This window comes from Bradyrhizobium hipponense, from assembly GCF_008123965.1.
Classification (GTDB): domain Bacteria; phylum Pseudomonadota; class Alphaproteobacteria; order Rhizobiales; family Xanthobacteraceae; genus Bradyrhizobium; species Bradyrhizobium hipponense.
Map to the genome: position 1 here is coordinate 1 of NZ_VSTH01000013.1, position 14,772 is coordinate 14,772.

11 protein-coding genes and 1 pseudogene are annotated in these 14,772 nt (G+C 60.9%); 11 read left to right on the forward strand and 1 reads right to left on the reverse strand.

The annotated features are described in order from the left end of the window. Positions 1 to 591 precede the first annotated feature (591 nt). From FXV83_RS01980 to FXV83_RS02005, 6 genes are all read left to right on the forward strand, one after another. On the forward strand, positions 592 to 1,608 hold the full coding sequence (locus tag FXV83_RS01980; RefSeq protein ID WP_283811693.1) for an aldo/keto reductase: 1,017 nt from the start codon (positions 592 to 594) through the stop codon (positions 1,606 to 1,608). Continuing rightward, positions 1,605 to 2,012: a cupin domain-containing protein gene (locus tag FXV83_RS01985; RefSeq protein ID WP_148737252.1), complete on the forward strand. Its 408-nt coding sequence runs from the start codon at positions 1,605 to 1,607 to the stop codon at positions 2,010 to 2,012. The genes FXV83_RS01980 and FXV83_RS01985 overlap by 4 nt, the downstream gene beginning before the upstream one ends. A gap of 54 nt (positions 2,013 to 2,066) precedes the next feature. After that, on the forward strand, positions 2,067 to 2,717 hold the full coding sequence (locus tag FXV83_RS01990; protein WP_148737253.1) for a 2Fe-2S iron-sulfur cluster-binding protein: 651 nt from the start codon (positions 2,067 to 2,069) through the stop codon (positions 2,715 to 2,717). Next, on the forward strand, positions 2,714 to 3,694 hold the full coding sequence (locus tag FXV83_RS01995; protein ID WP_148737255.1) for an FAD binding domain-containing protein: 981 nt from the start codon (positions 2,714 to 2,716) through the stop codon (positions 3,692 to 3,694). The genes FXV83_RS01990 and FXV83_RS01995 overlap by 4 nt, the downstream gene beginning before the upstream one ends. Before the next feature lie 12 nt (positions 3,695 to 3,706). Further along, a complete protein-coding gene (locus FXV83_RS02000) occupies positions 3,707 to 5,908 on the forward strand; it encodes a xanthine dehydrogenase family protein molybdopterin-binding subunit (RefSeq protein ID WP_148737257.1) in 2,202 nt (733 codons plus the stop codon). A gap of 96 nt (positions 5,909 to 6,004) precedes the next feature. Beyond that, positions 6,005 to 6,220 (forward strand): hypothetical protein, encoded by a 216-nt coding sequence (locus FXV83_RS02005; RefSeq protein WP_148737259.1) that lies wholly within the window; start codon positions 6,005 to 6,007, stop codon positions 6,218 to 6,220. A 274-nt stretch (positions 6,221 to 6,494) separates the two neighbouring features. Here FXV83_RS02005 and FXV83_RS02010 read toward each other — a convergent pair whose 3' ends face one another. Continuing rightward, entirely contained in the window at positions 6,495 to 7,181 is a 687-nt protein-coding gene (locus FXV83_RS02010) for a hypothetical protein (protein WP_148737261.1), read from the reverse strand. A gap of 48 nt (positions 7,182 to 7,229) precedes the next feature. Here FXV83_RS02010 and FXV83_RS02015 point away from each other — a divergent pair, with 48 nt between their 5' ends. The 5 genes and pseudogenes from FXV83_RS02015 to FXV83_RS02035 all read left to right on the forward strand — a co-directional run bounded on the left by FXV83_RS02015 (position 7,230) and on the right by FXV83_RS02035 (position 14,736). Further along, entirely contained in the window at positions 7,230 to 8,414 is a 1,185-nt protein-coding gene (locus FXV83_RS02015) for an efflux RND transporter periplasmic adaptor subunit (protein ID WP_148737263.1), read from the forward strand. Next, positions 8,411 to 11,524 (forward strand): efflux RND transporter permease subunit, encoded by a 3,114-nt coding sequence (locus tag FXV83_RS02020; protein WP_148737264.1) that lies wholly within the window; start codon positions 8,411 to 8,413, stop codon positions 11,522 to 11,524. Before FXV83_RS02015 ends, FXV83_RS02020 begins: the two co-directional genes overlap by 4 nt. A 394-nt stretch (positions 11,525 to 11,918) precedes the next feature. Continuing rightward, positions 11,919 to 12,611 carry a thiosulfate dehydrogenase gene (gene tetH, locus FXV83_RS02025; RefSeq protein WP_235939283.1) on the forward strand — a complete coding sequence of 231 codons (693 nt, stop codon included), beginning with the start codon at positions 11,919 to 11,921 and terminating at the stop codon, positions 12,609 to 12,611. Positions 12,612 to 12,863: 252 nt separating this feature from the next. Beyond that, positions 12,864 to 13,600, forward strand: a pseudogene (locus FXV83_RS02030) (substrate-binding domain-containing protein). A gap of 20 nt (positions 13,601 to 13,620) precedes the next feature. Next, a complete protein-coding gene (locus FXV83_RS02035) occupies positions 13,621 to 14,736 on the forward strand; it encodes a TQO small subunit DoxD (RefSeq protein WP_148737266.1) in 1,116 nt (371 codons plus the stop codon). The last annotated feature ends 36 nt before the right edge of the window (positions 14,737 to 14,772 follow it).

Genomic DNA, 14,772 nt, shown 5'->3' on the forward strand with positions numbered 1-14,772 from the left:
ACATGGGCGGATTCGGAGGAGGCGCGCACATCGGCGGTATCGGCGGTGGCGCCCACATGGGCGGCCTCGGCGGAGGCGTTCATGTCGGCGGCATGGCAATGCGTGGCGACATGGGTCATATCGGTGGTGATCATCTCGGCCTTGCCGATCATCCCCATCCGTATGACACGGGTATCCATTACCACGCCATGAATCATTACGGCAGATACCGGCCGGGATACGGGTACTATTATGGCGAGCCCGACTGCTACGATTGGTACGCCTTGCATCCCGATCAGCCGTTACCGCTAAGCTGCAGCTAGTGTAGCTGCAGCCTGCCCGCGGTCCGGATCCGCTCGCGTCATCCGGACCGACGGCAGCCCCGATCGGGCGCGTCAATTCAAAGTGACGACTCTGAAGTCCAATTCAATGGCGACGCATCGCCAGCGGCAATACCTCCGGCCTGTCAAGTTAGCCCACTCAACGCTGCCTGCAGCCGCGATCTTCAGAGACAGCCAGGTGTCCGATCTGAGCATCGAGATTGGTTCGCGCGATCGTTCGCCGGCGTCGTCTCATGCAATCAGGTGGGCGCAGACAAAACAGGAGTAAGCAATGAAGGTCGCCCCGAAAACGAACATGGAATATATTGACATTCCCAGCACATCCATCCGCGCATCTCGCATTGCGCTCGGGACTTGGGCGATCGGTGGCTGGATGTGGGGCGGAACCGACGAAAGCGATGCGATCAGGACGATCCAGGAAGCGCTGGAGCGCGGAATCAATCTCATCGATACGGCGCCCGTCTACGGCTTCGGCCGCTCGGAAGAAATCGTCGGAAAAGCCCTTGCCGACGGTCGCCGCCGGAACGCCATCATCGCCACAAAGGTCGGGCTCGACTGGAGAAACAACCGGCCGTTCCGTAACGCGCGCAAGGCCCGAATCATCGAGGAAGCAGAGAGTTCTTTGCGCCGGCTTCGGACAGATGTCATCGATCTCTATCAGGTGCACTGGCCTGATCCCCTGACGCCAATTGCCGAAACTGCCGAGGCGGTCGGCGCGCTGCACCGCGACGGCAAAATTCGGGCAGTCGGCGTCAGCAATTTCAGCCCGGCCCAAATGGATGAATTCCGCAAGGTCGCGCCACTTCATACGGCTCAACCGCCCTACAATCTGTTCGAACGCGCAATCGAGCAGGACGTGCTCCCCTATTGCCAGGAGAAGAAGATCGCGATGCTCGCTTACGGCTCGCTGTGCCGCGGCCTGCTGTCGGGCGGCATGTCCACATCGAGTCATTTCACCGGCGACGACCTGCGGAAGAGCGACCCCAAATTTCGATCGCCGCGCTTTCAGCAATATCTCGATGCCGTGGAGCGACTCGACCGGTTCGCACGGGATCGCTTCAACAGACGAGTGATCCACCTGGCGGTACGCTGGGTACTCGATCGCGGCGAGTTGAACATTGCGTTGTGGGGTGCCCGGCGCGCGGAACAACTCTCGCCGATCACCGACGCCCTCGGCTGGCGCATCGATGATGCCGCCATGACCGAGATCGACCGAATTCTTCGGGAGACAATCAAGGATCCCGTCGGCCCCGAATTCATGGCGCCACCGGATCGGGAGGCGGCATGATGGACACACGATCAGCAATCCAAATCGTGAGCCGCGATCGATTCGACGCAACGACGGCACAAACATCGGGCTCCCATCGCTTCGCCGCGATCGGACCGTCGCTGGGCATCACTTCGACAATCTGGGGTGGCCTTTTCGAAGTGGAGCCAGGCGCACGAACCGGGATCCACCATCACGGCGAACAGGACACGATCGCATTCGTCCTGTCAGGCCGTTGCGAGGTGCGATGGGGCGACAGGGGTGAGTTCTCTGCACGCGCCAAGGCAGGCGACTTCATTCACGTTCCTGCTTTTCTTCCGCATATGGAGATCAACCCCTCCCAGCTTCTTCCTTTCCGGTGGGTCGTGGTGCGCAGCACGCCCGTACCCATCGTTGTCAATCTACCGGACACGTTCTGGTCATGAGCGATGTGACTTTGCCCCAACATCTTCGATCTGCCCTGCAAATACGGAACTGACATGGAAAATACACCATCCATTTTTCCAACAATCGAGGTCAGCCGCCGTACGGTCGTCGAGACCGGCACCACCGCGCTCCTGTTGGGTAGCCTTCCACGTGGCGCGCTTGCCGCCGGGACCTATCAGGCGGAACCGTCCCTCATGTCCATCGAACTGCGGGTGAACGGCCGTCTGCACCATGTTACGCTCGATCCCCGTACAACCCTGCTGGACGCCCTGCGTGAACACTTGGCGCTCACCGGCTCGAAGAAGGGATGCGATCATGGCCAGTGCGGTGCCTGCACAGTTCTGGTCCAAGGACGCCGCATCAATTCATGCCTTACGCTCGCAGCCATGCACGACGGCCAATCGATCACCACCATCGAGGGGCTCGCTTTCGGCCAAGACTTGCATCCCATGCAAGCGGCGTTCGTCGAGCATGACGGGTTTCAGTGCGGCTACTGCACCTCGGGCCAGATCTGCTCAGCAGTGGGCATGCTGGCCGAAACCCGCGCGGGGGTGCCGAGCTATGTGACCGCGGATCTGACTCAACCGGCAGCAGAGGTGAGCGATGATGAAATTCGTGAGCGGATGAGCGGTAATATCTGCCGCTGCGCGGCCTACCCGAATATTGTCGCGGCTATCAAGCAGGCAATGGGAGAACAGACATGAAAGCCTTCTCCTATGGGCGTGCGAAATCGGTCGCGGATGCAGCTATTGCGGCGAGCAAGCCCGGCGTCAAGATCATTGCAGGCGGCACCAACCTGCTCGATCTCATGAAGTTGCAGGTGGAGACGCCATCCACCCTAGTCGACATCAACCGGCTTCCGCTCGACACAATCGAAGAAACTTCGGAAGGCGGCTTGCGCATCGGCGCGTTGGTCCGCAACAGCGACCTCGCGGCAGATCCACGGGTGCGACGGCATTACGGCGTGCTAAGCCGTGCCCTGCTCGCCGGCGCGAGCGCCCAACTGCGCAACAAGGCGACCACGGCGGGCAATCTGCTGCAGCGGACGCGCTGCTACTATTTTTACGACGTCACAAAACCCTGCAACAAGCGCGTACCCGGTTCGGGCTGTTCGGCGCTTGCCGGCTTCAACCGCATCCATGCGGTCCTGGGTGGGAGCGAGGCGTGCATCGCGACGCATCCGTCGGATATGGCGGTTGCCATGCGCGCACTCGACGCAAAGGTCGAGGCGATCGATCACGAAGGAAATACCCGCACTATTCCGATCGCCGATTTCCACACGCTTCCGAGCCGCACGCCGGAAATTGAAACGACGCTGAATTCCGGCGAGATCGTCACGGCTGTCACATTGCCCCCGCCGCCTCCGGGCGCTCAGGTGTACCGGAAGGTGCGCGACCGCGCATCCTATGCTTTTGCGCTGGTGTCGGTGGCTGCCATCGTCGACAGCGTGCACGGTCGAATCCGCTCGGCGCGGCTCGCCTTCGGCGGTCTCGCCCCAAAGCCGTGGCGCGTCACCACCGCCGAGCAGAAGCTTACGAATGCGACTGCCGGCACCACGACATTCGATGCAGCCGCGGACGCCGTTCTGGAGAGCGCGCGTGGATATGGCTCTAATGATTTCAAGATCCCGCTGACCCGCCGCACCCTGCACGGTGTGCTCGGCGAAATCACCCGCACTTGAGAGAGCATCAAGATGGAAATGGATGGACCTGTCGGGGCGAACGCGCTGGATGCCGAGAAGATTGTCGGAAAACCGCTTGATCGCATCGACGGGCGATTAAAGGTTACCGGCGGCGCGCACTACGCCTATGAAATGCAACAGAACGCTCTCTACGGATTTGTCGTTGAGGCTTCTATCGCAAGGGGGCGGATGGCCTCGATCGAAACGATGAAAGCCGAACGATCGCCGGGCGTCAAGCTCGTCCTGACCTACCGCAACGCTCCTAAGCAGGGCACAGGCAACCATCGTGAGGCGCATCCTGTGCTCACGGGTCCTGTCGTGTCCCGCTATGGCGAACCGGTCGCGTTTGTGGTCGCCGAGACGTTCGAGCAGGCGAGGGCCGCCGCCTATCTGGTCGACGTCAAGTACGATCGGGAGAGGGGACAATACGCCCTGCCTCATCATCTCGCTCTCGCCCGCGTCCCGCACCAGCCGGACGGTGCACCGGCCGACAGCGAAGTCGGAAACTTCTCGGACGCATACGCCAGCGCTCCAGTGCAGATCGACGTGTCCTACAGCACACCGCTGCAAAGCCACGCGATGATGGAGCCGCATGCAACGCTCGCGATGTGGGACGGCGACAAGTTGATCCTGCATACGGCGAACCAGATGCTGAATCAGGGCCAGCGGGTCGTCGCCAGTACGTTGAATATTCCCATCGGAAACGTGCGCCTGGTCAGTCCCTTCATCGGCGGCGGCTTCGGCGGCAAGCTATGGGTCAACGCCGATGCCATTCTCGCCGCAATCGCTTCGCGATACCTCAAGCGGCCCGTCAAGGTTGCCCTCACCAGGCAGCAGATCTTCCATGTGACGACGCATCGCTCGGACACTATCCAGCGTATCCGCGTTGGCACCGATCGCGACGGCCGGATTGCCGCAATCGGTCACGACGTTTTCTCGGGCAACTTGCCGTCAGAACAAGTCTACGAGGCCGCCGCGCTGCAGACCCGTTCACTTTACGCCGGTCCGAATCGGCTGACGCGACATCGCCTGGTTCCACTCGATATTCCTGTCGCATCCTCCATGCGCGCACCCGGCGAAGCCGTCGGATTGCTGGCGCTGGAGTGCGCTATGGACGAGCTCGCCGAAAAATTGAAGCTCGATCCGATCGAGCTTCGGATCCGGAATGAGCCTGCCGAGGATCCCGAAAGGCACATCCCCTACTCAAGCCGTCATCTGGTCGCCTGCATGCAAGAGGGCGCCCGCCGGTTCGGCTGGGACAAGCGCAATTCAACGCCCGGCCAAGTTCGGAATGGAAGATGGCTGGTCGGAATGGGCATGTCAGCCGGGACCCGAGGCAATCCCCTCCGCTTCTCAAGAGCCACTGTGCGGCTTGATCCCGATGGCATAGCTACGGTGAGAATGGCGATGACCGATATCGGTACCGGGACTTACACGATCCTGGCACAGATCGCGGCGGAAATGCTGGGATTGCCAATAGAACGAGTGCGCGTCGATCTCGGCGATACGATTTTTCCGGAGGCGGCCGGCTCAGGCGGTTCGTTCGGCGCGGCGAGTTCTGGATCAGCACTGTTCGAAGCGTGCCACGCGCTGCGCGAGAAACTTGCGGGGCTCGCCGGCATGGACCCCAATACAGCACGTTTCGGCGACGGCCACATTGCGACGGGTGAGCGTTCTGTGAGCCTTACAGAACTTGTCGGCTCGGGAGTTGAAGCCGATGGCGAGATCAAGCCGGGCCGCAACAACCAGGACTTCTCCCAGCAGTCCTACGGTGCCCATTTTGCAGAGGTTGGCGTTGACCAGGACACCGGAGAAGTGCGCTTGCGGCGGATGCTCGGGGTGTTCGCAGCCGGCCGCGTCTTGAACGCAAAGACAGCGCGGTCGCAAGCCATTGGCGGAATGGTGTTCGGTGTGGGCGCAGCCCTGCACGAAGATCTCGTGCTCGATCCCCGCTTTGGTTATTTCGTCAACCACGACCTGGCTGAATATCATGTGCCGGTACATGCGGATATTCCTGCCAGCCTGGAGGCGGTGTTCCTTCCCGAGTTGGACGAGCGATCCAATCCGCTGAAGAGCAAGGGAATCGGTGAGCTCGGAATCTGCGGCGCCGGAGCTGCGATCGCCAACGCTGTCTATAACGCGTGCGGCGCACGGATCAGGAACTATCCGATCACGCTCGACAAGGTGCTCGCTAGTTTGCCTGATCAGGCATAGCCGCGTACCGGCACTTTCAACTCTTCGGGAAACGCTTTGTCCTACCTGGCCGCGCCAGCCAACTTATCTATCAGGGTTCACAACAGGAGATACACCATGAGAAAGCTTTCGACCATGATCGCATCCATCACGATGCTCGTTGCATTCGTTCTGCCGGCTATTGCGGGTATCTCAACATATCCGCCGCGCATGTCTGAGACGGCAATCGCCCGCGCCGACAACGCCTACGCCGCATTTGACGGGCAGGCGCCGAAATCTGCAACGGAACTCGATGAGCACGTTTATCACGGCGGTCCGAAGGTCAACGATTGACACCGCCAAGCCATCGGCACGCCGCCCCGCGGCGATGCCCTAGGCGCGCCAGTCCGGCATGCAGACAGACCCGCTTCGGCGGGTCTTCTTTCGATGCGTATCCGAGCATGGTCGGCAATCGGTCCAGCTCACCATCTTCGTGCGAATTCGGAAGGAGCGCGCCGACGCATAGACACTTCTTACCTGCGCCCAATTGGTTCGAATGGAGGATGCACGTGAGGTGTTGGTTGATCGCCGCCGGTTTTGCGCTGTTCGCGAGCGGTGCCGCATTCGCTCAGATGACAGGAATGGCCGCTCCGACGCCTACAGTCGGTGCAACCTCCCCGCTCGGCAGCACGACTGGTTCGCCGATTTCACCGATGGGAATTGGTTTGGGCGCAACCGAGCTGCCTTCAGCAGGCCTCAGCCCGGCCCCTGTTGTCACCGGTAGCATTGCCACACCTACGACCGGGACTGCATGCTCGACACTTGGGTCCTCGCCAAGCGGAATGTATGGCTCGACGTCGACATATGACGGCGGCGGAATGGCGATGGCTGGGTCAACACCAGCAACGGGCGGAGTCGGGAACACAGCGGCATCGACGTCGTCGGGAATAGGGACGACCTCATCATTGTCAATGACGTCAGCAACGATGCAGAGCCCCATCTCGGGCGCGCTAGATACCGCTGGCATGTCGGGCATGTGCGGCTCCGGCTCGAGCAGCATCGCTGCATCCTCCAGCCCGACTTCGACCCTTCCCACAACGCCCGGCGGCAGTCCCAAGACCGGCCTCCCCTTCGGTTCAACAGAGATCGGCAATCTCGGTGTCAGCTCTGCGGCCCTGCTTCCCACGCCGGCAGTCCCGCTGGTGACAGGCAGCGTGGCGCCGATCCTACCGGCAATGCCGATCGTGACGCCGCCTGCGGCGTCCGCTTCGGTCGTCACACCTGGATGCTCATCCCTCGGCACGTCGACATCCACGGGCTTACCAGGCGGCTGCTGAGCTTCTGCCCTCCGGAGCAACCATCTATGAAAAAGAAGATCGTCATTTCTGTCGCCGTGTTGGCTGCAGTCGCCGCGAGTGCCGGCCTGCTGCACCTTACGCATTTCCACCCTATGGAGAAGGCCGCGGCTGCACCGGCTCCGGCGCCCCCTGTTCCGATCGTTGCCGGGGCGGTAACCCAGCGCGACGTTCCGATCTATCTGACCGGCGTCGGTACGGTGATTGCTTACAACACGGATATCGTACGGGCCCAGATCCAGGGACAGATCACCAGCATCAACTTTACCGAAGGGCAGCAGGTCCATTCCGGTGATCTGCTCGCACAGATCGACCCACGGCCCTATCAGGCCCTGATCGATCAATATGCCGCCAATCTCGAACGCGATCAGGCGCAGCTTGCAAATGCGCGGGCAAATCAAACCCGCTACAGCCAGCTCGGCGACAAGGGCTGGGCCACTCCTCAATTGATTGAAACGCAGAATGCGCAGGTCAGCCAGCTGCAGGCGGCGATCAAGGCGGACCAGGCGCTGATCGACGCTGCAAACGTCCAGCTGAGTTTTACGCGACTTACATCTCCAATAGAGGGCGTGGTGGGTATTCGCCAGATCGACGTTGGCAACATCATCAGCCCGTCAAATACCAACGGCCTTTGTGTCGTGACACAGCTGGATCCGATTTCGCTGATCTTTACCCTGCCCGAGACCGTTCTTCCGCAGATCCAGCAAGAGCAGCGGAAGACGAAGGCACCGCTTTCTGTTCTGGCCTACAACCAGGACAACACGATCCGGCTGGGCGAAGGACAGCTGGGGCTCGTCAACAACGAGATCCTGCAGACGACCGGCTCGATCCAGCTCAAGGCGAACTTCGCCAACAAAGAGAACAGCCTCTGGCCCGGTGAGCTCGTCAATGCACGCTTGCTGCTGAATACGCGCCGCAACGGCCTGACGGTTCCCGCCTCTGTCGTCCAGCAAGGCCCGAACGGACCATACGCCTACGTCGTCAATTCGGACGACACGGTCTCTCTCCGCCAGATCAAGGTTGCCCAGGTCAGTGACGGTCAGGCGCTGATTGATTCCGGTCTGAAAGCCAATGAGCAGGTCGTGGTCGACGGGCAATACAAGTTGCGGCCGGGAACGCATGTCGTCCCCTTGCACGGCAAGGCCGCTGAGGAAGCCGCCGCTCAAGACGCATTACAGGCACCGATCCCATGAACATCTCCGCGCCCTTCATTCGGCGACCGATCGCGACCGCGCTGCTGATGATTGGATTGTTGGCTGCCGGCCTCGTCGCATATCCCCTGCTGCCGGTGGCCGCACTGCCGAACGTCAACTATCCAACGCTGACGGTCACCGCCCAGATGCCTGGCGCGGACCCGCAGACGATGGCCTCATCGGTCGCTTCGCCGCTTGAACTCCAGTTCGGGGAAATTCCCGGACTGACACAGATGACGTCGGCGAGCGCGCTCGGTTACACCCAGGTCACGCTGCAATTCGACTTGAATCGCCAGATTGACGGCGCCGTCAGCGATACGCTTTCGGCCATCAATGCGGCAAGTCCGTATCTGCCGACTGGCATGCCCTATCCGCCGACGATCCGGAAGGTCAATCCGGCCGACACGCCGATCCTTGTGCTTGGCCTCACCTCGGACAGCCTGCCGCTCACCACAGTCGACGCGTATGCCGAGAACATCCTGCTGCAGAAGATCTCGCAAATCCAGGGCGTGGGTCTTGTCGGAATTGGCGGCCAGCAGAAGGCCGCAGTTCGCGTACAGATCGATCCACAGGCTCTGGCTGCGCGCGGAATCAATCTGGAGGATGTACGGACCGTCCTCGGCCAAGCAAACGTGGATCTGGCCAAGGGGACGCTGAACAGCCCGCGACAGACCTACACGCTCAACACCAATGACCAGCTGTTTCACCCGGAGCAATACGCAGACCTCATCATTGCTTATCGCAACGGCGCGCCAGTCCGCATTCGCGACATCGGACGCGCGATCAGCGCGGGCGAGAACGATCTGATCGCGGGCTGGTACAACAACCACCGCGCCATCATTCTTGCCGTACAGCGTCAACCCGGAGCCAATGTCATCGAGACGGTGCAGCGCATCAAGGCGATGATGCCGACGCTCCAGGCGTCAATTCCCGCCGACATCAAGATCAACGTCGTTTCGGACCGCACCCAGACAATCCGGGCTTCGGTTGCGGACGTGCAGTTCACGTTGCTACTGACCATTGCTCTCGTGGTGATGGTGATCTTCGTCTTTCTTCGCAATTTCTGGGCAACCATCATTCCAGCCGTCACCGTGCCACTCTCGCTGATCGGCACCTTCGCGGTCCTCTATGAAATGGGCTATAGCCTCGACAATCTGTCGCTGATGGCGCTTTCAATCGCGGTCGGATTCGTGGTCGACGACGCCGTCGTCGAGATCGAGAACATCACGCGGCACATCGAGGAAGGCTTGTCCCCGTACGACGCTGCGATGAAGGGATCCGGCGAGATCGGCTTCACCGTCATGGCAATCACGTTCTCTCTGATCGCCGTCTTCATTCCGCTTTTCCTGATGAGCGGCTATGTCGGCCTGCTGTTCCGTGAGTTTGCAATCACCGTGAGTGTCGCGCTGGTCCTTTCCCTGGTGATCTCCAGGACGCTCACGCCGATGATGTGCGCCTACCTGCTCAAACCCGAGAGCCATGAGCACGGCCGCCTTTATCGCTGGTCCGAGCGCGGCTTCGATCTGCTGCTTAACGCCTATGAGGCAGGCTTGAAGGTCGTGCTGCGGCATCGCTTCATCACCTTGATGGTGATGATCGGTACCATCGTGGTGACCGGGTATCTGTACGTCGTCATTCCTAAGGGCTTTTTCCCCCAGCAGGATACCGGCCTGATCCTGGGTCAATCGGAAGCTGCCCAGGACATTTCGTTCCAGGCGATGGCCGAGCGCCAGCAGGCCATGCTCGATGCGGTCATGCGTGACGCCGCAGTGGCATCCATTGGCTCGGCCGTCGGCGCCGGCGGAGGTACGTCCACCGTCAATGACGGCCGCGTGTTCATCCAGCTCAAGCCGGCCGACCAGCGCGACCCGATTGATAAGGTGATTGGACGATTGCGAACCAACCTCGCCAAGATCCAGGGTATCACCCTTTACATGCAGCCCGCGCAGGACATCACGGTCGGCGCCCGGCTGAACAAGACCCAGTTCCAATACACCATGAACGACGCAGACCCGGGCGAGCTCAACCACTGGGCGGGCCTGTTCCTCGACAAGATCAAGACGTTGCCCACGGTCGCGGATGTGACGTCGGACCAGCTCAATGCGGGACCGTTGCTCGACATCACGATCAAGCGCGAGGTCGCCTCGTCCTATGGCATCCTGCCCTACACGATCGACAATACGCTCGATGACGCTTTTGGTCAGCGCATCGTCTCGACCATGTACACGACGCTGCAGCAATACCACGTCGTTCTCGAGGTGAATCCGAAGTTCCAGTACGGGCCTGAAGCTCTCAATGGCATCTACATCAAGTCATCGAGCGGACAGCAGGTGCCGTTATCGACCCTGGTCGATTCCGTCGTGAAGGTCGCGCCGCTTGTCGTCAACCACCAGGGGCAGTTCCCTTCCGTGACGATCTCGTTCAATCTGGCGCCCGGAGCCGCAATCGGCGAGGCGGTGAGCGGCATTCAGACCATCGAAAAGGAACTGCATCCGCCGCTGTCGCTGCAGAGCAGCTTCCAGGGCAATGCGCAGGCTTTCGGTGCCTCACTGAAAAGCACGCCGATTTTGATCGCCGCGTCGCTGTTCGTGATCTACCTCATCCTCGGGGTGCTCTATGAAAGCCTCATTCACCCGATCACCATCATCTCGACACTTCCTTCCGCAGGCGTTGGCGCACTGCTGCTCCTGATGGCCGTGCATTTCGACCTGAGCGTGATTGCGGTGGTCGGAATCATTCTGCTCATCGGCATCGTCAAGAAGAACGGCATCATGCTGGTCGATTTCGCCATCCAGGCCGAACAAGCCGAAGGTCTGACGCCGGAAGAAGCGATCTACCAGGCCTGTATCAAGCGCTTCCGACCAATCCTGATGACAACAATGGCAGCGCTCCTTGGGGCCGTGCCGATGATGGTCGGTACCGGCGTTGGATCGGAGATCCGTCAACCCTTGGGTTACGCGATCGTTGGTGGTCTTGCTCTGTCGCAGATCCTCACCTTGTACACCACGCCCGTCGTCTACCTCTACCTCGATCGGCTGCAGAATCGGCTATTCGGTACGCGACGCGATCAAGCGATAGCACGCGACGTCCATCCGGCGCCTGCCGAATAAGCGAGGGCAACGCCTATCCTTGAGGTGAGTGGTGGACTCCGCGAAGGTTGGAAGCGAGCAGTCGGGCGACACCACGGTCCAGTGGCGAGGCCAATGCTCAGCGACCAGCTCGCGCATAGCTTCTTCCAGCTAGTGGAAGCTAGTCGTCAGCCGCTCAATCGCATCGTAATCATCAGATTTCGTGATTGGATCGATCTGAAGATTGCGTTGGTGTGCCATCGTGACGCTCCTACCTCATCAGCAGCAAGGGGGACCTTTCGAGCAACGTCGATCGGTTCACCGGCAAGCCATTTGAGGAGATACTGAATGACGTTCGATGACTCACGGCGTACCGCTCTTGTCAGCTTAGGCGCGTTGGCAGTCGGGACCGCTACGCTTGCAGCCGGTTCCGCGCATGCCGCCACGACCGCGCAGATCATCCCGCCCGGCGGAAGAGCTCGGCGGCTTGATGAACCGGCTGCGCCGCGCGCCGCGCCGGCGCGATTTCACGACGGTGCCGATGATTCTTCAAAAATCCGATTTCTGGGACAACGAAGCGCTCAAGGAGATCATCGCCTATCGCGGCGCGCACAAGCAGGTGTGGGACAACACCAATCTGGCGGGTCCTTGGCTCAACTTGATGCGCAACTCGATTAATGCGCAGATCTTTTCCTTCGAACACAAGGACTTTCTGGCCGTCTCCGCCACGCATGGTACGGCGCACCTCGCGTTGTTCGACCATGTGATGTGGGAGAAGTTTGAACTCGCGACGCTGACCGGCGACCGCTTCAAGACGAACACGCTGGCCATGCCGAAGCCCGCCCCGACTGCTTTCGCGCGGAGCGAGGATCCCAATAGCGTGTTCGGGCCCGTTGGCGACACCATCCCTGCGCTGCAGGAGCGCGGCGTCGTCTTCCTGGCTTGCCATAACGCAATCTGGGAAGTGACGGCAAAGCTGATCGCATCCGGCAAGAATCCGGATCATGCCTCGCATGAGGCGGTGACCGCCGAGCTGACCAACCATCTCGTCGATGGCGTCGTGCTGACCCCCGGAATAGTTGCGACCATTCCGGAACTGCAGCAGGCCGGCTTCCACTACGCCACGTGAGCAGATCAAATGCGCAAAGCAACCCTCGCCACCGCACTTGCCGCCGCCCTGCTTCTGCCGCTCGCCGCTCAGGCCACCGAGCGGGTCCAGCGCAACTCCATCTTTCCTCCTTGGCAACACGGGGAGAACAACGACGCCGCGCAACGCGGGCTTTCATTTACGGTTCCACATTTGGACGATCTCGCCGATTTCCATGGCGGCGTATCCGACCCGAAGCTCGTGCTGTATGTCGGTGGCAATTACTTCTTCGCCATGGCGCCGCTGGTCGCGGCGTTCGAGCAACAGCATCCCGCGTTCAAAGGCAGGATCTATTGGGAAACTCTTCCGCCCGGCGTCCTCGAAAAGCAGATCGAGGCTGGCGGGACCGTTACCTCCGGCAACATGACCTGGACGGCGAAGCCGGACGCCTATCTTGCGGGGCTCAAGAAGGTCCAAAATCTCATCGATCGGGGCCTGTTGACAGGCCCGGCCGTTCCCTACGTGACCAATTCCCTTGCGATTATGGTCCGTCCGGCAATCCCGGCGGCGTCAAGACTCTCTCCGATCTGGCGCGGCCCGACCTTCATGTCGTGATGCCAAACCCTGAATTCGAAGGTATCGGCCGCCAGATTGAAGCCTCATTGAAGAAGACGGGCGGCGACGCATTGGCGACGACCGTATACAAAACCAAGGTCGCCGACGGCGGCACAGTTCTGACCCAGATCCATCATCGGCAGACCCCGCTCTTTCTGATGCAGGGGCGCGCGCAGGCGGGCGTGACCTGGCAATCGGAAGCGGCCTTCCAGGAGCAGGCCGGCAATCCGATCACCCATGTCGACATCCCCCCGGCGCAAAACACAACGGCGATCTATGCCGGCGCCGAAGTGCGGAACGGGCCGCACCCGGAGGCGGCGCAGCTTTGGCTTTCGTTCATCCGCTCGCCCGCGGCGATCTCGATCTTCGAGCGATATGGATTCAAGCCGTTCACTGGCACGACATCGGCGGGCTGATCGAACAAGGAGATGCACTCATGGCCACTCTGTCCCTCACATCTGCCTCCAACATCGCGCGTCCGGTCGACAAGGACGCGGGCCTGACCGACGCGCAGCGCTCATGGCGAACGGCGTCGCTCGCCATGATATCAATCCGCGTCATCCAGGGCTTCATCTACTGGGGCGGCGGATCCCGGCGTTTCATCTACGCGCCCTCGAAGCTCAACCCGGACGCGCCCACCTGGATGGCAAATAAGTTTCAGACCGCAATGCCCGGGGCGCTGTTCGGGACCGATCATCTGATCAGCTTCATGCTGCATCACTTCTGGCTGCTCTATATCGGCGTGATCCTGTTCAGTTCCGCCGAACTGATCGTCGGCGCGATGCTGATGGCGGGACTTATGACCCGCGCGGCTGCTTTGGTGTCGATAGGGTTTTCGGTGCTGCTGATGGCGATGTTCGGTTGGCAGGGCGCGACCTGCATCGACGAATGGACCATGGCCGCCTGCAATCTCGCGATGGGCGCAACCCTGCTGCTAGGCGGCAGCGGCGCTTACTCCATCGACAACGTCCTGATCCGACGCGATCCCGCGCTCGCAGGGAAACGCTGGTTTCGGTGGACGGCCGGAAGCCTGCCGTTGCCGATCAAGGACATCGCGTTCCGCAAACTCGCACTCGCCGTGCTTGGTTTTGTCCTGGTGTTCAACTTCGGTACCTACAGCTACTATCGCGGTTCGGTGGTGACGCCATTCCATGGCGGGCCGGTCAGCCCGACGAAACATCATCTCACCGTTAGCGATGCCAGATTTTTGCCTGATGGCTCCGTTCGCTTTCACGTCTATCTCGATGCCGGCACGCCGGAAGCGCCTGTGCATGTCGTTGCAGCCGATCTGCTCGACGCAAGCAATCAGCCAGTCGCGCATTACGACGACGCCGCCCTTTCGGCCTTGCCAAACGCCGCTTTCGCCAACGATTACGCCTACAACAAGTTCGCGCCTGGTCCCATCGGGATCCGGGCACCGATGGGAGCGGCCGCGTCGGTGACACTGCCCCCGCCTGCCTCTGCCGCCGCTCTTCGGGCGAGATCGCTCCGGCTCACGGAGGTCGACGGGCGAACCTTCTCGGCGAGGCTCGACGTGGCAGTCACGGATTAATTCCAGTGATTCAGCAGGCTACTCTCCTCGTCCGAA